Origin of the sequence: Pseudofrankia coriaricola, from assembly GCF_001854805.1 — a bacterium.
Lineage (GTDB): Bacteria > Actinomycetota > Actinomycetes > Frankiales > Frankiaceae > Pseudofrankia.
Genome location: NZ_MBLO01000261.1, coordinates 72,456 through 92,875, shown reverse-complemented (window position 1 = coordinate 92,875; position 20,420 = coordinate 72,456). Strand labels below are relative to the sequence as shown.

The 20,420-nt window shown below is 72.4% G+C and carries 16 protein-coding genes; 6 read left to right on the top strand and 10 right to left on the bottom strand.

Annotated features, from left to right (window positions below):
- Positions 1–34: 34 nt before the first annotated feature.
- A complete protein-coding gene (locus BCD48_RS39680) occupies positions 35–808 on the bottom strand; it encodes a siderophore-interacting protein (RefSeq protein ID WP_071053541.1) in 774 nt (257 codons plus the stop codon).
- A 130-nt stretch (positions 809–938) separates the two neighbouring features.
- On the opposite strand from BCD48_RS39680, the gene BCD48_RS39675 reads away from it, so the two are divergent.
- Complete coding sequence (locus BCD48_RS39675; protein ID WP_071053540.1) at positions 939–1,508, top strand: helix-turn-helix domain-containing protein; 570 nt, start codon at positions 939–941, stop codon at positions 1,506–1,508.
- Between the two features lie 17 nt (positions 1,509–1,525).
- Here the strand turns inward: BCD48_RS39675 and BCD48_RS39670 are convergent, their stop codons facing one another.
- Positions 1,526–2,290, bottom strand: a complete 765-nt coding sequence (locus BCD48_RS39670; protein WP_071053539.1) for a class I SAM-dependent methyltransferase — start codon at positions 2,288–2,290, stop codon at positions 1,526–1,528.
- Positions 2,291–2,501: 211 nt separating this feature from the next.
- Here BCD48_RS39670 and BCD48_RS39665 point away from each other — a divergent pair, with 211 nt between their 5' ends.
- Together BCD48_RS39665 and BCD48_RS39660 are read left to right on the top strand one after the other, a co-directional pair.
- Complete coding sequence (locus BCD48_RS39665) at positions 2,502–4,535, top strand: MFS transporter (RefSeq protein WP_241842347.1); 2,034 nt, start codon at positions 2,502–2,504, stop codon at positions 4,533–4,535.
- A gap of 251 nt (positions 4,536–4,786) precedes the next feature.
- A complete protein-coding gene (locus tag BCD48_RS39660; RefSeq protein WP_083419914.1) occupies positions 4,787–5,284 on the top strand; it encodes a MerR family transcriptional regulator in 498 nt (165 codons plus the stop codon).
- A 53-nt stretch (positions 5,285–5,337) separates the two neighbouring features.
- On the opposite strand, the gene BCD48_RS39655 is transcribed toward BCD48_RS39660, so the two are convergent.
- The 3 genes from BCD48_RS39655 to BCD48_RS39645 form a co-directional block, all read right to left on the bottom strand.
- Positions 5,338–6,714 (bottom strand): MFS transporter, encoded by a 1,377-nt coding sequence (locus BCD48_RS39655; protein ID WP_071053538.1) that lies wholly within the window; start codon positions 6,712–6,714, stop codon positions 5,338–5,340.
- Between the two features lie 274 nt (positions 6,715–6,988).
- Positions 6,989–8,119, bottom strand: coding sequence for a uroporphyrinogen-III synthase (locus BCD48_RS39650; RefSeq protein WP_071053537.1), 1,131 nt, complete (start codon positions 8,117–8,119; stop codon positions 6,989–6,991).
- Between the two features lie 691 nt (positions 8,120–8,810).
- Complete coding sequence (locus BCD48_RS39645; protein ID WP_071053536.1) at positions 8,811–10,553, bottom strand: helix-turn-helix domain-containing protein; 1,743 nt, start codon at positions 10,551–10,553, stop codon at positions 8,811–8,813.
- 585 nt (positions 10,554–11,138) lie between these two features.
- On the opposite strand from BCD48_RS39645, the gene BCD48_RS39640 reads away from it, so the two are divergent.
- Positions 11,139–11,828, top strand: a complete 690-nt coding sequence (locus tag BCD48_RS39640; RefSeq protein ID WP_131804201.1) for a hypothetical protein — start codon at positions 11,139–11,141, stop codon at positions 11,826–11,828.
- A gap of 91 nt (positions 11,829–11,919) precedes the next feature.
- Here the strand turns inward: BCD48_RS39640 and BCD48_RS39635 are convergent, their stop codons facing one another.
- The 5 genes from BCD48_RS39635 to BCD48_RS39615 form a co-directional block, all read right to left on the bottom strand.
- Positions 11,920–12,810, bottom strand: coding sequence for a bifunctional helix-turn-helix transcriptional regulator/GNAT family N-acetyltransferase (locus BCD48_RS39635; RefSeq protein ID WP_071053534.1), 891 nt, complete (start codon positions 12,808–12,810; stop codon positions 11,920–11,922).
- Positions 12,811–12,933: 123 nt separating this feature from the next.
- Complete coding sequence (locus BCD48_RS39630) at positions 12,934–14,169, bottom strand: ABC transporter substrate-binding protein (protein ID WP_241842346.1); 1,236 nt, start codon at positions 14,167–14,169, stop codon at positions 12,934–12,936.
- Positions 14,170–14,667: 498 nt separating this feature from the next.
- Complete coding sequence (locus tag BCD48_RS39625; RefSeq protein ID WP_083419913.1) at positions 14,668–16,017, bottom strand: ABC transporter substrate-binding protein; 1,350 nt, start codon at positions 16,015–16,017, stop codon at positions 14,668–14,670.
- A gap of 2 nt (positions 16,018–16,019) precedes the next feature.
- On the bottom strand, positions 16,020–17,306 hold the full coding sequence (locus tag BCD48_RS39620) for a GlnX family signal transduction membrane protein (RefSeq protein WP_131804200.1): 1,287 nt from the start codon (positions 17,304–17,306) through the stop codon (positions 16,020–16,022).
- A 487-nt stretch (positions 17,307–17,793) separates the two neighbouring features.
- Positions 17,794–18,480, bottom strand: a complete 687-nt coding sequence (locus BCD48_RS39615) for a hypothetical protein (RefSeq protein ID WP_071053530.1) — start codon at positions 18,478–18,480, stop codon at positions 17,794–17,796.
- Between the two features lie 444 nt (positions 18,481–18,924).
- On the opposite strand from BCD48_RS39615, the gene BCD48_RS39610 reads away from it, so the two are divergent.
- Positions 18,925–19,935, top strand: coding sequence for an NADP-dependent oxidoreductase (locus BCD48_RS39610; protein WP_071053529.1), 1,011 nt, complete (start codon positions 18,925–18,927; stop codon positions 19,933–19,935).
- 36 nt (positions 19,936–19,971) lie between these two features.
- The gene (locus BCD48_RS39605; protein ID WP_071053528.1) at positions 19,972–20,385 is read left to right on the top strand and encodes a MerR family transcriptional regulator; all 414 of its coding nucleotides are present in this window, start codon (positions 19,972–19,974) and stop codon (positions 20,383–20,385) included.
- Positions 20,386–20,420: the final 35 nt, after the last annotated feature.

Genomic DNA, 20,420 nt, shown 5'->3' with positions numbered 1-20,420 from the left:
GCACCCACGTCCAGGCCGCGACCCGGTGTGCGGCTCAGTCCATGCCGCGGCGGCCCGGGGTCCAGAACGGGTGCGTGATGACGGCGCGGCGGGGCCAGCCGCGGTCCTCGACGAGGTGGCGGCGGACGGCCTGAATGGTGCGCGCCTCGCCGGCGACGTAGGCGACGCCTGGCTCGGCGGGCAGCGCGAGCGCGGCGAGGGCCGCGGGCAGGCGCGGCGAGTCGGCGGCTGGTTCGCCCTCGCGGTAGACGAAGGTCAGCTCGTCGCCGCGCGCGAGCGGGAGCGCGTCGTCGAGACGGTCGTGCTCGATCGCGCCGAAGACCGGCGCGGTCGCCGGCAGGGCGCGCAGGATCGCGCCGAACGCGACCGCGGCGGTGTCGTCGCCGGCGAACACGTGGTACGGGGCGTCCGGCTGGGCTACCAGGTGGCCCTCCGGTCCCTTGACCAGCACGGCCCGCCCCGGCGCGGCGTCGCGCGCCCAGCGGGCGCCGGGGGCGTCGCCGCCGTGGTCGTAGAGGGCGAGGTCGAGCCGGCCGGCCGGGTGGAAGTCCCACACGGAGTAGGTGCGCTTGAGGTCACGCGGGTTGCGCAGCCAGGTGCCCGGTGCGGACGGGTCCGCGAGCACCACGCTGACGTGCTGGCCCGGCGTCCAGGCGACCCCGGCGAGCGCCTCGCCGGCAAGCCGGACCAGGCGGGTGCGCGCCGCCAGCTGTTCCACGCCGGTCACCTCGGCCCGCCGCAGGACCCGGCCCAGCGGGTTGCGTGACCGTCCCGCCCGCCCTGCCGGCGCGGCGTCTGTCGTCTCCATAACTTCCTCCGGAGCGCTCGATCTCGGTCGGCTGTACCGATTTCTACCGTAGATAGCTATACGATAGCTAGCAATCAACACAAACCACGGCCGGCCCGCCTCGCGCGGACCGCCACCTACGGAGGTCGTGATGAGTCCTTCCGAGCCGACCAGAGCCGTCTACGTCCGCATGCCGGACAAGCTCGCGCAGAAACTGGACAAGGCGGCCGAGCGCTTCGGTGTCAGCAAGCGCGACCTCCTGGCCACCCTCGTCTCCGACCACCTCGACATCGAGGGGGACGAGCTCGTCTTCCGTCCGCACGGGCGGGGGCCCGGCGGGAAGCGGACGGGCGAGCGCCCAGACGGCGAAGGAGCCGGCGACCAGCCGCGCGAGGAGTCCGCCGGCGCGTCCCACGGGCCTCGGCCCGGCGACTTCTGGAAGAAGCGCGCCGCCGACGTCTGGGGCGCGGGGACCGTCGCGGGCGGGGCGAGGACAGGGGCGGACAAGGCCGACGCGTCCGCGCCGGCGCCGGCGGCCCCGGTCAGCGAGGTCCTGACGCTGGAGGAGGCCGCCGAGCTGCTGCGCGTCTCAGCCGACGACGTCCGTGCCCTGGTCGAGTCCGGCGACCTCCCCGCCCGTCGCATCGGCGAGACCTGGCGGCTCACCCGCACCGCCGTCCTCACCTGGCTTGGCACCGAGACCCGGACCGAGTCGGGCTGAGGTTCCGCCGCGGCCGCCTACGGGTGCGCGGTGACGAGACGCAGCGAGCCGACGAGGGCTGGCTGGTAGCGCAGGGCCGCGTGGCGGCGGTCCCAGGCGCCGGAGACGAGGTCGGCGCGCAGGCGGTCGACGGCGCGGGCGGCCGCGTCGGACGCGATGTGGCCCCAGGCGGACTGGGCTTTGCGGACCGTCGGGTCGAGCAGGCATTCGGGACGTCCGTAGAAGGCCTCCACGAAGCCGTCGACGCAGTCGGCGGGTATCGGCACGGAAGTGACGGTGACGCTCCCGCCGAGCGCCGCCTGGACGCGGTCGATCGCGGGCATGCGCCGGCTCTCGAAAGCGAGCAGCTCCGGGGCGTAGTCGGCGATCCAGTGCGGCCCGAGCACGTCCGGGTCGAAGGTGAGGACGACGACCGGGCCGCGGGTGACCCGGCGCAGCTCGCCCAGCCCACGTTCCAGGTCGGACCAATGGTGGACGGTGACCGTCGCCATCGCCGCGTCGAACGTGTCGTCGGGGAACGGGAGCGCCTCGGCGACCGCGCCAATGGCGGGGGCGAGCCCCGCAGGCCGCTGCGCCCGCAGCCGGGCCGACGGCTCGACCGCGACCACGCGCCGGTCGCCGGGCTCATAGGAACCGGCCCCGGCGCCGACGTTGACGACCGTCCGGGCGCGCCCGAGCGCGGCGTGGACATACGCCGCGATCCTCGGGTCCGTGCGCCGGCGCAGCACGTAACCGCCGCCATGGGTGTTGTAGTCGAAGTCGCCGGCTGGCGGCCCGGTCACGCGGAGTCTCCTGACGTCGGCCGGGGGGCGCGGCCAGGTCCACGCGCGGCGCCCCGAGCGGTGCGGGCGGGTAGGCATCTTCGAGTCCACGACACCTCGCCCCCAACGTCCACGGAATTAAGGAACCCTCCCGGGGTCCCCGTTGCCGCCGCGCGGCGGCAACGGGGCACAGCGGGGCGGAAAGGCGACGCGAATCTCACGTTCACGTGAGATGGAGGTAGTAGCGTCGGGGAACGTGGCGACGTCGGAGAGCAAAGCGAAGAGCCCAAGCCGGTCACAGAGCCCGCCCAACGCCCCGGCCGGGCCGCCGGGCCCAGGCACCCCGGTCGCGGCAGGCACCCCGGTCGCGGCAGGCACCCCGGTCGCGGCGGGCCCGGTGGGCCCGGTGGGCGCGCCAGTCGCGGGGGCGGGCGCCGAGCGGGATGACGGCTACAAGTGGGTCGTCCTGATCAACACGACCATCGGCATCCTGATGGCGACGATCAACGCGTCGATCCTGCTGATCGCGCTGCCGGACATCTTCCGGGGCATCAAGATCGACCCGCTGGCGCCGGGGAACACGTCGTACTTCCTCTGGATCCTGATGGGCTTCATGCTCGTCACGTCGGTGCTGGTGGTGAGCCTCGGCCGGGTCGGCGACATGTTCGGCCGGGTCCGTTGCTACAACCTCGGCTTCGCGGTGTTCACCGCCGCCTCGATCCTGCTGGCCGTCACCTGGATGCACGGCGACGCGGCGGCACTGTGGATCATCATCGTCCGGGTTGTCCAGGGCATCGGCGGCGCGATGCTGATGGCCAACTCGACGGCCATCATCACCGACGCGTTCCCGGCCGACCAGCGCGGCTTCGCGATCGGCGTCAACGGCGTCGCGGCCATCTCCGGGTCGTTCCTCGGCCTGCTGATCGGCGGTCTGCTCGCGCCGATCGAGTGGCATCTGGTCTTCGTCGTGTCCGTGCCGTTCGGCATCTTCGGCACCATCTGGGCCTATCTGAAGCTGAAGGACAACGGCGTGCGGACGCCGGCGCGCATCGACTGGGCCGGCAATCTCACGTTCGCGGTCGGGCTGATCGCGGTCCTGGTCGGCATCGTGTACGGGCTGCAGCCCTACGGCGGGCACACCATGGGCTGGACGAACCCGTTCGTGCTCACCTCGATGATCGGCGGCGTGGTCGTGCTGATCGCGTTCTGCTTCATCGAGACGCGCGTGCCCGACCCGATGTTCGCCCTGGAGCTGTTCAAGAACAGGGCATTCACGATGGGCGCGATCGCAGGCATGCTCGGCGCCCTCGCCCGTGGCGGACTGCAGTTCATGCTGATCATCTGGCTGCAGGGCATCTGGCTGCCGCTGCACGGCTACAGCTTCGAGCGCACCCCGCTGTGGGCCGGCGTCTACATGATCCCGATGACCGTCGGCTTCCTCATCGCCGGCCCGATCGCCGGCCGGCTCACCGACCGCTACGGCGCACGGCCGTTCGCCACGTTCGGCATGGTCATCAGCGCGGCCGCCTTCGCGATCTTCGACGTCATCCCGATCGACTTCAGCTACATCTGGTTCGCGCTGGCCCTGCTGCTGATCGGCATGTCGATGGGGCTGTTCGCCGCGCCGAACACCACCAGCGTCATGAACTCGCTGCCCACCAACCGGCGCGGCGCGGGCGCGGGCATGCTCAACACGTTCCAGAACTCGGCGCAGGTGTTGTCCATCGGCGTCTTCTTCACCGTCATCGGCCTGGGCCTCGCCGCGTCGCTGCCGAACACGCTCTACTCGGGCCTGGTCGGGCAGGGCGTCGCCAGCGGTAAGGCGCATGAGATCGCCGGGATCCCGCCGGTCGGCAGCCTGTTCGCCGCGTTCCTGGGCTACAACCCGATCAAGCAGCTGCTCGGCGATGACACGCTGTCGACCCTGCCGCCGGGCAAGGCCGACTACCTGACCGGCCAGGAGTTCTTCCCGCACCTCATCTCCGGCCCGTTCGGCGACGGCCTGCACCTCGCGTTCGTCTTCGCGGCCCTCGCGTGCCTGCTCGCCGCCGTGATCTCCTGGATGCGCGGCGGACACGACCCGCGGGTGCACCGGACGCTCGCCGCCGAGACCGCCTCGGGCCTGGCCGCCTCCGGTGACGTCGCCGCGGACGAGATCGGCGTCGGCGGTGTGGGCGGCATGGATCCGGCCGAGGCGACTGTCGACGAGGCCGTGGCCGTGGGCGGCGGGGCAGCCACGGACCCGGATGTCAGGGGTCACGCTTGAGCCGGCTCGGCATAGCCCCATGGATGCGATCCGGATGTCAGGGTCGCCCCCTCGAAAACTCGGCATAGCCCCATGGGGACCCCGACGTGGTCTTTGGTGGCTCGATACACGACGTGGTGCTTTGGTGGCCCGGCATGGGGCGGTCGTCGGCCGTCGCCGACCACTGTGGATGGCCGGGGTGATGGGCGGGACATCTGGTTCGGCCGTCCGGCGTCCTGTGGACGGGCCGGTTCCCTGGGAATACTGGGACCATGACGGACAGTGCGGCGACGACGCGGGGCATCGGCGACGCCGAATTAGCGGACAGCCAGGGCGACGGCGAGCCGGGCCTGCTCGGGATCGGGCTGGCGGCCCGCGAGGTGGGCGTCTCGGTGCGCTCCCTGCGTTACTACGAGGAGATGGGCCTGCTGACCCCGTCCGGGCGCACCACGGGCGGGAATCGGCTCTACGCGCCGGATGACCTGGCGAGGGTCCGCCGGATCCGGGAGCTGCAGCAGCTCCTCGGTTTCAACCTCGACGAGGTCCGCGAGGTGCTTGGCCATGAGGACCGGCTGGCCCGGGTCCGCAACGACTGGAAGGCGGCCTCCGGCGACGAGGACCGGGCCCGCCTGCTCGACGAGGCCCGCGAGGCCTACCTGAAGCTGCGAGACCAGGTGGAAGCCAAGATCAAGCGCCTCGACTCGTTCCGCGACGAGCTCGACGCCAAGATCGCCCGCTCCGACCGCCTCCGCGAGTCCCTCCCCTCCTGAGGCGGGCTGGTGGCGAGGCGCTCCGCGCCTCGCCACCAGCCCCGCCGGGCGGGTCAGATGCCGGGGAGGCGGCGGGGAGACGGGCGCAGATAGACGGCCCAGGTGACGACGAAGCAGAGTGCGTAGAAGGCGATGAAGACGATGTAGGCGCCGTTGCCGGTCTTGTACGTCAGGAACGACTCGCGGAAGGCCAGGTTCACCAGCACGCCGCCGAAGGCGCCGATCGCGCCGGCGAGCCCGATGAGCGCGCCGGACAGGCGGCGCGCCTCCCGGTTGGCGGCGTCCACGTCCGGGTCGCCGGCGAGGACCGCCTTCGCCCGGAAGATCGCCGGGATCATCTTGTAGGTGGAGCCGTTGCCGATACCGGTGAAGGCGAACAGCAGCAGGAAGCCGACGAGGAACAGGGGCAGCGACTTCGCCAACGACGCCGCGAGCACCAGTCCGGCGCTCGCCGCCATCGCCACGAAGTTCGCGAAGGTCACCCGCGCGCCGCCGAGGCGGTCGGCGAGGATGCCCCCCACCGGCCGGATCAGCGAGCCGACCAGCGGGCCGAGGAACGTCAGGTAGGCGGCCTTGATGGGCGTGGAGAAGTCGGCCTTGAACTGCACCTGGAGCACCTGGCCGAAGGCGAAGCCGAACCCGATGAACGAGCCGAAGGTGCCGATGTAGAGCAGCGACATGACCCAGGTGTGGCCGTCACGGGCGACGTCGCGCATCGCGTGGGTGTCGTTGCGGGCCGAGGAGATGTTGTCCATGAACAGGACCGCGCCCAGCACCGACAGCACGATCAGCGGCAGGTAGATCGCCAGGATCAGCCGCGGGTGCTCCTTGCCCGCCGTCGCCAGCACCAGCAGCCCGACCAGCTGGACGGCCGCGACGCCGAGGTTGCCGCCGCCGGCGTTCAGGCCGAGCGCGCGGCCCTTGAACCGGTCGGGGTAGAACGTGTTGATGTTGGCCATGGAGGAGGCGAAGTTGCCACCGCCGACGCCGGCGATCGCGGCCGTGATCAACAGGGTGGTGTAGCTGACGCCGGGCTTCAGAATGACCGCGGTGACCGCGAGCGGCACCAGCAGCATCACCGCGGAGACGATCGTCCAGTTGCGGCCACCGAACTTCGCGACGGCGAACGTGTACGGCAGCCGAAGCGTCGCGCCGGTCAGCGTCGGGACGGTGGTGAGCAGGAACTTGCCGGCCGGGTCGATGTGGTACTTGGGGCCGAGGAAAAGGACGATGACTGACCACAGGCTCCAGATTGAGAAGCCGATGTGCTCGGAGAAAATCGAGAAGACCAGGTTTCGACGGGCGATGCGCGCCCCGGTGTTCTCCCAGAACACCGGGTCCTCCGGCCGCCAGTCGTCGATCCACCGGCCCGATTTGGCCGGCGCGGCCACCCCGTCTACCGGCCGGAAACCTTCCGCCGTCGTACTCATGTCATTTCCCTTCGCCGCGCCCGGGGCCCTGCGGGCGGGCAAGAGAATTTCACGCCGCCGCCGGCCCGGCCCGATGCTGGGTACCGGGTCCGACATGAAAGTAGGAAGCCGCCGTTACGGCGGCGGCCTCCGGCGGTGACGATTCTTGATCCTTTCGCTCACGCCGCTCGCGCGGCCGATGTGAGCGGACCGTCGATGCGAAACCGGGCACCGGTGAGCTGGAATGCGTGCCGGCTCGGGCCGGCGCACCGCCGTCCCGAGCACGCGCGGGCGGTCAGCCGGCGGCGAGGCGGTAGCCGCGCTTGAGGACGGTCTCGATGGCCCGGCCGGCCGGGCCCAGCGCCGTCCGCAGCCGGGCGACCGTCATCTCCATCGCGTGCTCGTCGGCGCCGGCGCCCGCGCCGGTGCGGGTGAGCAGCTCGGCGCGGGAGAGCACCCTGCCCGGCCGCTCGGCGAGCGCGACGAGCACCGCCGCCGCCTTCGGCGCGAGCATGACCGTCCGGCCGCCGTCGACGACCACCGCGCAGCCCTGCACCCGCAGCCGGTGCCCGCCGGCGTCGACTTCGCGGGCGCGCCGCGCGGGCAGTTCCTCGCAGACCGTGCGGACCAGCGCGCCGAGCCGGAACCGCTCCGGATGGACGGTCGGGATGCCCAGGAGGCGCAGCGGCCCGGCGCACACCGGCCCGACGCAGGCGGCCAGCACCGGCCCACTCATGGCCTCGACGAGCGCCTCGCGCTGGCCGAGCTCCGTCGCCGTGGCCAGTAGGCTGGCGACCGCGGGGGCGCTGGTGAACGCGAGCGCGTCCACACCGCCGGACACGACCTGCTCGACGAGCTTGCGTACCGGCCGTGAGTCCTCCGGCGGCTCCCAGCGGTAGACCGGGACCTCGACGACATCCGCGCCGGCGGCCCGCAGCCCGTCGATCATGCCCGGCAGTGGCTCGCCGTGCAGCTGGACGGCGATCCGCTTGCCGCGCAGGTCCTGGCCGAGCAGGTGGTCGAGCAGTTCGGCGCCCGACTCGGAGACCGGCGACCAGCACTCCGAAAGACCGGCGGCGCGCACCGCCCCGGTGACCTTCGGGCCGCGGGTGAACAGCCGCGCGGCGGCGAGCCCGCCGGACAGCTCGTCGCCCAGCCCCCAGCCGTGCGCGGCCTCCATCCAGCCGCGGAACCCGATCCCGGTGGTGGCGACCACCGCGTCCAGCGGCGCGGCCAGGCACGCCCTGGTCGCCTCCAGCAGCCGGCCGTCGTCCTCGAGCGGCACGATCCGCAGCGCCGGCGCCTGGACGACCTTGGCGCCGCGCCGTTCCAGCAGGCTGGCGAGCTCGTCGCGGCGGCGGGCGGCGGTCAGGCCGATGGTGAATCCGAGCAGCGGGGGTACCGGGCCGGGATTCGGTTCCGACATGCCGCCTCCCTCGCTGGCCAGGGCGGGGGCGCTGAGTATCCCCGCCATCAGGCGCCTGTTCCCGACCAAGGTGGTCCCGGGCCGATGTATATGACGGGATCTTTCCTGGCCTGGCGTCGCCGGCATCCCTGGGACGCATGACCGGCGCGGGAAGGCGCGTATCGCCCGTCAGACGCCGTCGCTGGCGTCAGTCCCCGCTGGCAATGCGGCCAGCCCGGGCCCGTGCCCCGCCGACGATACCGGCCAGCATCGCCGCGGGCCATGTCCTGTCAATTTCGTCACGGCCTCATCCGGGTAACGCATCGCGCCTCACGGGGACGATCTCGGTTGCCCTCACATCTCCCGGGCCCGCAATGTGCGGACGCCGCCTCACCTGCTTACCGCGCCGCAACAGGACCGAAATATCAATCCGGCCCGGGTATTGCCTCCGGCCCGGCGCGAAAAGTGGCCAGAGCACCCGTGCCCGGAGTCCGTGGCCGATACCAGAACCGCGGGCCGTCTCCCTCCCACCCGCGCCGCGAGGCGTGGCGGGCACTCACGGAGTTTTCCACGCGGCGGTAGGCACACGCCGCCGGGCGCCCCTCGCCTTCGCGCGTGCGTCGCCCCGCCCCGGACGCGGGCTGGCCATGCGCCGCCGGAGCCAGCCTGGCGCGGCCGGGCCCGCCACGCCTGGGCCGCTACGCCTGGGCCGCTACGCCTCCGGGCGTCCGGGCCGCTCGGGGTGGTGCAGCTGGTCGGTGAGCTCGGTGACGGCGGCGAGCGTCGGCCAGCGCTCGGCGACGCGGTCGTGAAGGCTGCGCACCTGGTTCATGACCCGGCGGGAGCCGGTGGCCCGGGCGATCGCCGCGGCGTCCAGGGTGTCCGCGCAGGCCTGTTCCGCCTCGTCGGTGTGGATGTGGGCGACGGCGAGGTGGTAGACGTACTCGGCCGCCCACTCGGCGCGGCGCATCTCCTCCGGCAGGCCGGCGAGACCGGCACTCAGGTCCCCGGCTGCCTGGCGCGCCCGCCGGGGGTCGACGCGTGCCAGGTAACGATGCGCGAGCCCCTCCTGCAGCCGGGCGAACGCCGGCGAGAAGTAGTAGCTCCACGGCGGCGGGCCGTCAGGGAATTCGCTGGCCTTACGCCACAGCTCGCGGGCCTCGCCGAGCTTGCGGTCGGTGGCCCGCGCGTCGCCGGCCATGGCGTGTCCACGGGCCTCCTGCCCGGCGTCGTAGGCGTGCTGGCCGGGATAGACGACCGGGACCCGCTGAGCGGCCTGGGACAGGCCGATGAGCGGGCCGACGGCGCACGCCTCCCAGGCGAGGTGGCCCTTGTAGCTGAGGATGTTCGCGGTCAGGCTCTGGTTGTCCGACTCGGCGGCCCACTCCGCGGCGCGGTCAAGCCAGACCCGGGCCTGCGCGGTCGCGCCGGTGTTGGCGTGCAGCCAGCCGGCGAACTGGGCCCACTGCGCGGCGACGTCGACCATCGCCTGGCGGGCCGGGCCTCGTGCCTCGATCACCAGCGGCATCAGCGCGGCGAGCTGGGCGGTGACCGGGCCGAGCAGTGGCGCCGAGCCGACGGTGTCCTCGACCTCCCGCTGCGCGGCGAGAATCACCGACAGCGCGTCGGCGAGCGGGGCGTCGGCCGCCCTGGCCACCCGGCTGGCCGCGTCGCGCAGCCGGGTGGAGGTGAGCGCCCGGGCGGCCGCCTCCTGCACTCCTGTCGGCGCACCCGTGCCCAGATCGATGTCGGCCGCGGGCCCCAGCACGGTGAGCGCGTCGGACTCGTAGCCGTCCAGCGACACCGGCGGTATGACCATGGTGGACAGCCGGGTCGCCAGCGCCGCGCGCGCGGCGGCGCGCCCGGCCACGTTCGCCCTCGCGGCGGCCCGGCCACTGGCCGGCTCCGACGTGGCGGTGACGGCCCGCGCGAACACGGCCTGGCCGCGGGCTCGCCGGCGCGCGGACGGCTCGTCCGGTGACGGCCGCGAGCCTCGGGCCGGGTCGTCCGCATCCCGCGGCCCCGGTAGGTCGCCTGCGCGGTCCGGCGAGCCCGGCGGCGGGTCGGCCAGATCCGCGAGATCGGCCATGTCGGCGAGCTGGGCCAGCCTGTCCAGATCGGTCAGCCCGCTCAGGCGCGGCCGGCGGGCACCCGCGGGCCCGCGCGGCGCCGGGCGGCCAGTGGCGGCCACCTCGGAAGGCAGCGGCGCGCGGAAGCCCAGCGCGACTTCGGAGGCGCCGTACAACTCGCGGTAGGCCCGCTGGTAGCGCGGCCCTGGATATGACTCCCCGCGCTCGTGCCGGCCAACTGTCTGAAACGTGGCGTTCGGCGGCGTGAAACCCGCGAGCGCCAGATTGCGTATCGCGTCAGCCACCTGGTCGAGCGTCAGCCCGTGGCGTTCCCGGTACCGTCGCAGTCGATCCGGGTCCCAGCAGTGGCGCACACTCGGAGCCATTGGCGTCAGACGCTCCTTCCATGTCCACGCCGAGCATAACGGCCTATGCGGGTAGGCCGATTGGCCCCATCACCTAAAGGTGGTCCAACGGCTAACGGAACGGCTAACGGAACGGCTAATAGGGGATCACTCCCAATGGTTCCCCGCCGGCCCTCCGTCTATCCCGATTAGCCGAACGTGCTGGATCCGCTGCCGTGCGGAGTTGAAGCTACACACGACGGGCTCGACCGGCACCGCTCCCCGGGGCCGGCCGGACCCGACAATGGTGGGCCGACAGCGTGGTCGGCGCACCGTAAGGCACGGACCGAGCCCCGCCAGATCTCCGCGCCGCAACCGCCCACCCGCGCGGCCTTCCCAGGGCCGCCGCGCCGACGCGCGGGCGGAGGACGGGAGCGCGAGCGGACCCTCTCCGTGCCGCTCGCGACGCCTGACCACTACGGGGGTGCACAACAACATGGCGGAATCGGCGCGGGAAGCGCGCCCGGCCGGCCGCGGTGCTTCGACGAAGCATTGCCACGGCTTATCACCCACCAGGCACCATGAACATGAATGCGACTGGTCATCGAAATGCAAAGCAGGCGGGTATTGCGGCGTACATGGGTCGACGCGGTCATGGTCGTGACCGACGGCCTGCCCGGCATCCATGCCCAGGTCCGGACAGAGACCGGCTGGGTGGATTTCGCTCTGGTGCCCGAGGGCTTCTCCGTGCCGGACGAGGACGGGCTGATCGTGCTGCGGGCCAGCGCCCCGCCGGTACGCGGCGGCGGGCGGCGGCTCCCGACCGGCGACGGGGAGTTCATCGGCGTCTACGAGCGTGCGCTGGTCCGGGTCGCGGTCCGGTTCGCCGAGGTGAACAACATCGCGGTGGTGCTGCACTGGAGAGGTGTCCCGATGCGCGCGACGGCGGTCGCCGTCGCGGTCGCCGGCTGGCTGCGCGATACCCGCGCGGTGACCGGCCAGCCGGCCGCCGTCGTCACCAGCGCCCAGCGCCCGCGGCCCGAAGGCGGGTTCATCGCCGTGTCGCACGCGGTCCGGCTCGCCGGCGAGCCCCCGGCCAGCATCTGGGAGCTCTGCTCCCGCCGTGCCCCCAGTTCGTCGCCCCAGCCTGTCGGGGACTCCGGTGACGAGCCGCCGCCCGGTCTCACCCCCGCCGACGGCCCCGATGACGCGGCCTGGGTCGCGAGCTGGACCATCCGCCCCCGCCCCGGATCAGGCACCGCCCGCGTCATCCGCCCCCGCCGCCGCCCCGGCCCCGACCCCGGCGAGGAGGAGTGACCGGCGGCCGGTCTCCTCAGACGCCGGAGGCATCCTGACGCCGGGGGCGGGCTTCTCGCCGTGGGGCTGGAATCCCGGCCGGCGGCACCGGTCAGGCGGGAGCCGTGAGGGACTTTTCGAAGAAGTGGGTCGCGAACGGATTGTCGCCGTATCGCGGTGTGCGCAGGTACCCGGCCCGGTCGTACAGCGCGATCGCTTCGACGAGCGTCTCGTTGGTGTCCAGCCGGGAGACGCGGTGGCCGAGCGCCCGGGCCGCGTCCTCCAGATGGCGCAGGAGCCGCGACCCCAGCCCGGCACCCCGCCACCCGTCGTGCACCCACATCCGTTTCATCTCGCCGACGCCGTCGTCGAGCGTGCGCACGCCCCCGCAGGCCACCGGCTCGCCGTCGCTGACCGCCACGAAGAACCCGCCGCGCGGCGGCGCCAGGTCGACGGCGTCCTTCTCCGGCTCGCCCGCCGGGTCGAACCCGAACCGCTGGCCGACCTCGGCGAAGTACCGGCCGACCGCGTCCCGTGCCACCGGCGAGTTCGGCTCGACCTGTTCGAACGTCACCGTGGCCGCCCGTACCAACAGGTCCGCCTCCGCCAGGGCCGTCGCGAGCCGCTCCCGCTGCCGCGCGGACAGCGGCTCGACCAGTTGGCGCGCCCGCGTCTCGGAGCGGTCCTCCAGCTGCTGCCAGCGGCGTCTGCCTTCAGGCGTCAGGTCCACGAGCCGTCGCCGCCGGTCCGCCGGGTCCGGCGTGACCACGGCCAGCCCTTCCTCCTCCAGGCGCCGCAGCAGCCGGCTGAGGTAGCCGGAGTCCAGCCCCAGTCGGGAGCGCAGCGCCTGCGCGGTCGCCGGTTCGGCACCGATCTCGAACAGCAGCCGGGCCGTGCCCAACGGCAGGCCCACCCCGAGGAAGGAGTCCTCCAGCGCGCCGATCCGCTGGGTGTAGGCGCGGTTGAAGCGTCGGATCACAGCGGTCGTCGCGACGTCGGCCATGCTCTCTGACTTTAGTCAGAGAACATGGCCGGGAAAAGCCCGACAGCTCCCGCCAGACGGACGCGCCACGGCCGGATCGCACGGACGCGCCCGGGGCCCGGGCGCCTCATGGGCAGGGCGTGCTCAGATCGCCTTGCCGCACCAGAAGCCGTTCGTGCCGCCACCGGCGGGTAGCACCGGCTCGAACTTCGTCCCCGACGCGTCGGCCTTGACGAAGGCGAAGCACGTGGCCGGCGCGGTCGGCGCGGAGAGGTTGGACGGCGCGATCAGGCCGCCGGCGTCGTAGTTCGTCACCTGGCGCAGGTTCGTGATGAAAGCATCGCGGGTCGGGCAGGCGCCGGCGAGATCGAGACCGTGCAGCATCTCGTCGGTCGAGACGTAGGCGGAGAGCGCGGCCTCCTGGTCGGCGTCCTCGAGCTCGGGCGAGTAGGTGGTCATCGCGGTGTGGTAGGTGCGCATGACGGCGGAATTCGCCTCGAAAGGGGTGTAACGGACGAGGACGGACATGCCGGCCATGTCCGCGCCCCGCTCGGCGAGCAGGTCCTTCTCGTAGCCCGCGGCACTCAGCGCGACGTTGAGCCGCACCCCGGCGGCCTTGGCCGCCGCGTAGATGTCAGCGAAGTCCTCGGGCCGCAGGGCGCCGACCAACGTGTCGGCCCCACTCCTGCGGAGCCCGTCGACGACGTGGGCCGGGGTGGAGGCGCCGGCGCTGTAGTCGCCCTCGCCCGCCACCGGGACGCCCTGGCTCTGCAGGCTGGACCTGAACTGGGACACGACGCCGCTCGTGCCCGGCGCGGTCGGGTCGGCCACGACGTAGGCCTTCGTCCCGCCGTTCGCCCGTACGTAGCTGCCGATGGTGTCCGCGGCGGCGTCGCTGCTGAACTGGGAGCTGGAGGAGAACAGGTTCTTGTGCCCGGTCCAGCTCGCGTCGACGGCGACCCCGGCCGCCGGGACGCCCGCCTCGTCCAGCCACTGGACGGATGGCCCGGCGACGAACGACTCCACGATCAGGCCGAAGACCTTCTCGTTGTCGATCAGGATGTGCGCCATGTTGGCGAAGACGGCGGGATTCGACTCGTCGTCCCGCCAGACGACCTCGACCTTGCGGCCGTGGATACCGCCGTTCGCGTTCTGGACGGCGACCCTGGCGTCCACGCCGCTGCGCACGGCCCGGAAGTCCCCGACGAACTCGCTGCCGCTGTCCGGGTAGATGAGGCCGATCTTGACGGTGTCACCCGACACACCCGGTGATGGACAGTCACCGCCAGCGGCGGGCACCGGTCCGGACGACGACGAGGCGCAGCCGGCGAGCACGGCCGGGATTCCCGTCACGACGGCCGCCGCCGCCGCGGCCGCCACGGTCCTGACACGTCCGCGCCGACCCATCATGACGATCCTCTCCCCCGGCCACCCAGCACAGAATGTGATTCCGAATGATCACTCCGCGAACGCTACCTGGGTCACCGCGGGATCATTCCCATGGGGTCGCGCCGGCGCCGGCCCCCACGGGCAGCCGAGCGCCCACGCATTTCCCGTCGGAAGGTAAAGAGGGTGTCACTCTTTGCATATCATGAGCGCCCAAAGAAGAACAACAGTCACGGGGCGGCACGGAACACGCCGTTACGTAGGCGCCTTTCTCGCAAGGTAGTGGGCTCGACCTCGGCCACCGGTTTTCCGGTCGGACGCACACGTCGTGACCTTCTTCACACTCCGTGACTATTTTCACGCGCAAACCAGCCGGGCCGAGCGGACGGCCAAAGCCCGGCCCACGGGCTGGTCAAAGGACCGTGCCGGCCCGCCGGCAATCGCGGAGACGGCGGGCGCAACGGGAACAGCGGGAGCCGAGTCTGGTCCCCGTCAGCCGGAACCGGACGGGCAGAACTGCTCCGGTGGCGGCGAGTCACCCGCGGCCACCGCGGGATAGGAACGCAGGCGGACGTTGTCGAGACCGGCGAGGATCCTGTCCAGACGGGCGGGATTGGCGACGAACTCGGTCACGCCCTGGTAGAAGGCGGTCCGCATCGCGGCGGGCATCGCGTCGGAGGCGTCGAAGACGACGTCCGCGCAGGCCGTGTCCTCGACGGAGCGCGCCAGCGCGCGCAGCGCGTCATCCGGGTAGGCGGTCGCCGTCACCGCGTTGTTGGGCGAGATCGTGCCGCCGGCGCGGGCCCAGATCTCCTGGGCCTGAGTTCCGGTCAGGTAGTTCGCGAGCCGCCGCGCCGCGGGCGTGTCGTGGAACATCGCCAGGACGTCACCGGCGATGATGATCCGCCGGTCGCCGCTGGCGGCCGGGAAGTCGAAATACCGAGCATCCGTCGCCGGCTGGCCGGCGCTGTCGCGGTATACACCGGCGGCGAACGAGCCGGCCTGGTGCAGGTAGCAGCCGGGCCGCCGGTCGAACATGGCGGCGCCGGGGTCGAGGAAGCCGGACAGCAGGGCGCCGGCCGGCCCGTCCCGCACCATGGCGGGCGCGACGAGCTTCCCCCAGGTCTCCCAGGCCTTACGCACGGTGGGACTCGTCCAGGCAAGATCGCCGTTCGCCCAGCTCCGGTAGTCCTCGGCGGTGGCCTGGTGGAGCAGGATGTCCTCGATCCAGTCGGTGCCGGGCCAGCCCGAGTCCGAGCTGGAGCGCATCCCCAGGCACCACGGCGGCGTACCCGTGGCGGCGATCTCCTGGCTGGTGGCGACGAGCTCGTCCAGGGTGGACGGGACGGGCCAGGAGTAGTGCGCGCCCGAGTACCAGACGAGGCTCTTGCGCGTCCCCTTGACGACGAGGCCGTACTCGCGGTCGCGCCCGTCCGCGCCGGGGACCTTCCCGACGCCGAGCCAGGTCGGGCCGTACTCCCGCTGGATCCTGGCCAGGTCGACCGCGCCGGAACCGTCGTCGAGCGCGACCAGCTGGCCGCCGCGTGCGTACTGCTCGAGGTCGCCGAGGCTCGGCATCAGCGCGAGGTCCGGCATGTCCCCGCTCTGGACCCGCCCGGCCAGCACCGCCTCGAAGTCACGCGTGCCCTCGAACCGCACGTCGATCCCGGTCTGCCGCTCGAACGGCCGCAGGACGTCGGCGAACCTCGCCTGCTCGTCGTCGGTCCAGGTGCCGAGCACGGAGACGGACTGCCGCGAGGAGACTCCGCCGCAGGCGACGGCGCCGAGGCCGAGCACGGCGACGGCGGACAGCATGGCTAGGACACGCCCGGGCGAACCCATGATCAGCTCCCGTACTCCCGGATGCGCGGCCAGAACGCGTAGGCGCCGAGGGCCAGCAGGGCGAGGGTGCCCGCGGTCATCGCCCACGGAAGGCCTACTCCGGGGATCGCGTCGTCGAGGGCGTCGTCCAGCGTCGTGGTCCGCTCGCCGACGAGCACACCGAGCCGCGCGTCGCGTGCCTGGTACACGGCGGCGGGACCGCCGCCGCCGTCGGCCTGACCCGCGGCCGGGAGGCCGGCCTGCCCACCGCAGCCGTCCGCCACGGCCACGTCGTCCTGACCGTTCTGGTCGTTCTGGATGTCGGTCGCGGTGGGCAGCACCGCGCCGCGGGCGAGGCCCGGGGCCAACTCGCCGAAGGTCCGGTCCTGTTCGATGATCGCCGCTGCCTCGCGTGCCTGCCACAGGCAGGCCACCGCCGTCGTCTCCCGGACGCCGCGGTCGATGTCGTGGCTGGTTCGCAGCGTGAGGGCCGTCAGGCCGCCGGCGAGGAGCACCAGGACGACCGCTGCCCCGAGCAGCCCGAGGCTCATGGCGCGGTGGAACCGATGGCGCAGGAACACCTGGGCGTAGACGAGCAGGGCCAGCAGCGCGACGGCGGCGGCGAGGTGGCCGCCGAGCAGCGCCCAGGGCGCCGTCCCCTCGTCCGGCAGGTTCGCGCTGTTGCGCGCCTGGAACGCCGCGACCGTCGCCAGGATGCCGGTCGGCTCACGCATGAGGTCCGAGGCGTACACCAGGTAGACCCCCGTGAGGCCCACGCTCGCGGCCGTGGACTCGGCTGAAGCGCTGGCATCGGTACCGGCGCCGGCACCGTTGTCGGCGCCCGGAGGCGTGGAGGGGGTGCCGTCGTCGTTGGCGTTCGCGGCGATGTAGACGTCACCCTGGTAGACGACGAGCAGGCCGTTGTTGACGGCCTGGATCTGCGCCCGGTCGGCCTCGCCGGCGGTGGAGTTGTCGGCCGCCCGCGCGAGCGCCTGGCCGGCCGTCTTGATGTCCTCCTGGAACTGCGCGGTGGGCGGGCCCCACGACCCTGGCGGGAGCAGGCTCTGCGCGGCGACCAGGTCGGCGTCGGCCAGCAGGGCGCGGGCCCGGACGGCGTCCACCACCGTGGGCGACGTCCGGTCGGCGAGGGTGACCGCCGTGTGGCGCTGGCTCAGGACCGTCGCCACCGCCGTCGCCCCGACGGCCAGCGTGGCGAGCACGACCAGCCCGGCGAGCAGCAGCAGGCGGCCCGGCGTGGAGGTCTCCCTGGCGCGTCCGCGCAGCCAGCCGCGTCCCGGTCTCGCCCTCATCAACATCCGCGGCAGCCTTCCTGAGCGCCGCCGGCGTGGCGACGCCCGCCCGCCCGCGCCGGCCCGGCGGTCCCGGCCCGATCAGCCCAGTCAGCCCGGTCGGTCCGGTCGGCTGGATCGGCCCGGACCAGGACGCCGCGGACGGGGAATGTGGCGTCGGTCGCGGCGTCGGCGGGAGCCGGCGCGCTGGCGGGCCGCACGCGAGCGGGCGGTGGTGATAACCCGGGTGCTGGGAGGCCGACGCTCATGTCTGCCCGCTACCGGCCGAGCGTCCGAGGGATCGCAGCCCCATTGCTGCCGGACCCGGTCATGGACTGCGATTCTAGATCGAATCCGACGGGCTCCGCGACCGGCAGCAAGCGACGCGTAGCCGACAGCAGGCGGCCACGGCCCGGTGCTAGGGTGCCCCGCTGCGCGTTCAGCCGCTTCATCCGCATGGGTGACGCCATCCCCCGCGGCGGCCCGCCCAGTGCGCCTCGGCCCGCGATCAGTAACGCGGCTCCACATAGGGGTGGACGTAGAAGCCGTCGTAGAAGGGCGTGAACCAGGCGTTGATGGGTGCCGCTCCGGGGTGGGCGGCGTAGTCGACGGCGGCGGGCTCGTCGTAGAGACGGAGATGGGCGTTGTTCTCGAACGCCGTCTCCTGGAAGTACTGGTAGCGAGCCCGCGGGTCGTCGTCGAGGCGGTACAGACGCAGCAGGCCCGCGGCCTCCTCCACCGCCAGGTACAGCGCGAGCTGCTCGGCGAGGCAGGCCATCGGAATCCAGTCCGGCTCCGCCAGCCGGCCGGTGACGGTGATCGTCGCGACCAGGAGCTTCTTGCCGAAGGCGACGGTGTAGTGGTCGTCATAGGTCGGCGGCAGGCGGTCCAGCGCGGCGAGGGTGTAGCCCTTCACCGCGGCGTCGTAGGCGGTCGCGGCGCCCGCGGACAGCAAGGTCGCGATGTCGTCGACCAGGTGGTCGATGAACGACGCACAGCCCTCGATGAGCGCGCCGGCGGCCACCAGCGCCGGGTCCCCCTCGCTGCCGGGAGCGGGGTCGCGTACCGCGCGAGGCCCGTCGTTCTCGCCCGCGAACGTGTCGACGTCGAAGGCACGCAGCCCGCGCGCGGCCCCTCGCATCCGCGCCGCCGCCGCGGCCCGCGCCTCGGCGTCCACCGCCACCTCCTGCCCCACGTCGCCGCTCCCCTCCCCAGCCGGGCACCCCGCATCGCGTACCACAACTCGGCAGCAACCATAGCGATACCGACGAATCCATGGGCGGAGTGCGCCGCGCGCAGCAGCCAGCCAGGAGACCGGACCGGCGCCAACGGCGACCGACCACACTCGGTAGCGGCAAAACGGGCAAGATCCAGCCATCCACACCTCACGGCCGCTCAACTATCCCGCCGGACGCCCGCCGGAGACTGCTCGACTACCCCTCACGGCCGCACGCTGAATGCTCATCTATCTGCGATTCCACAGTCGGGTTGTAGGGAACGCACGAACTTGGCCACTGCCGGTGTCAGTTGGCCAGTGGATGGCCATGTCGGAGGTAGTTGGCCAGCCGGATGCTGGTTTCGGGAGGTCGCGGCTTGCGCTTGACCTTGACGTTTACGTCAACCTCTAGCGTCCGCTGGCATGAACACGCCCCCACGCACAGGCCGAGAAGTTCGACTCGCCGCCCGCCCGGTCGGCATGCCCGCCCCCGGCGATCTCGTCCTTGCCGCAGCCGCGGTTCCGGAACCAGCCGCGGGAGAGGTGCTGGTGCGGAACCTCTTCCTGTCCCTCGACGCGGGGACGCGGATCCGGATGAGCGATGTCGGCGTGCCGATCCCCCTCATCGCGGTGGGCGAGGTGATGACCGGCGACGCTGTCGGCCGTGTGATCGCAAGCGCGAGTCCCGACCTCGCGGTCGGTGACCTGGTGCGACACGCGCTGGGCTGGAGGGAATTCGCACTGGCGAACGCGGATCGGTTCCACAAGGTAGACGGTCAGGCTTTTCCCACGCAGTCAGCGCACCTCGCCCCCGCCCTCACTGCCTGGGCCGGACTGGTGGACGTCGCCAGATTGACCACGGGTGAGACCGTCTTCGTGTCCGGCGCGGCCGGCGCGGTCGGTGGTCTGGTCGGCCAGATCGCACGCTTGAAGGGCGCCGCTCGGGTGGTCGGCAGCGCGGGATCGCCGGCCAAGGTGGCCCACCTGACCGGCGTGCTCGGCTTCGACGCCGCCTTCGATTACCACGACGGCTCGCCCGCGGACCAGCTGCGCAAGATCGTGCCGGGCGGCGTCGACGTGTACTTCGACAACGCCGGCGGCGCGCAGCTCGAGGCGGCGATCGAGGTCATGAACCCGCACGGCCGGATCGTCCTGTGCGGCGCGCTCGCCTCGCAGAACGGCGCGGCGCGCTCGTCCGGGCCGGCCAATCTGATCCTCGCCATCGCCAAGCGCCTGACGCTGCGGGGATTTCTCACCAGCGACCACCTTCACCGGGCACCGACGGTCCAGGCGGAGATGTCCGCGTGGCTACGCGCCGGACGTCTTCACCTCGACGAGAGCATCGTCGACAGTTTGGACAACGCTCCGGCCGCGTTCGTCGACATGCTCCGCGGCGCCTACACCGGCAAGGTGATCATCCGCCTCGCTCCGTAAGCGCGAGCCCTATCGTGACGCTCGGGAGGTGGGATCATGTTGATCGGCGAGCTGGCCGCGGTCACGGGAACGACCACCCGGGCACTTCGCTACTACGAGGAACAGGGGCTGTTACGCCCCCGTCGTACCCAGAGCGACTACCGGGTCTACGAGGACGACGACGTCACTCGGGTGGACAACATAAGATCACTCCTCGCGGTTGGGTTCATGCTGGAGGACATCCGATCCTTCCTCGCGTTCCTGAACCGCCCGCTGCCCGACCGGTTCCGTCCAGCACCCATGTGCGACGACGCGCTCGCGGTCGCCGCCCGGCGGCTTGCGACACTGGATGAGCGCATCACGGCGCTGGCGCGGCTGCGTGACCAGCTGGCCCTTCGACTCCCGGAACTGACTGGCCAAGTCGACCAGACGGGGCGGTCAACCCACGACCACGAAAAAGTGGCCAGGTAGCCTCGGAGCCGGTACGGGCGTCATCCGGTGGAGGC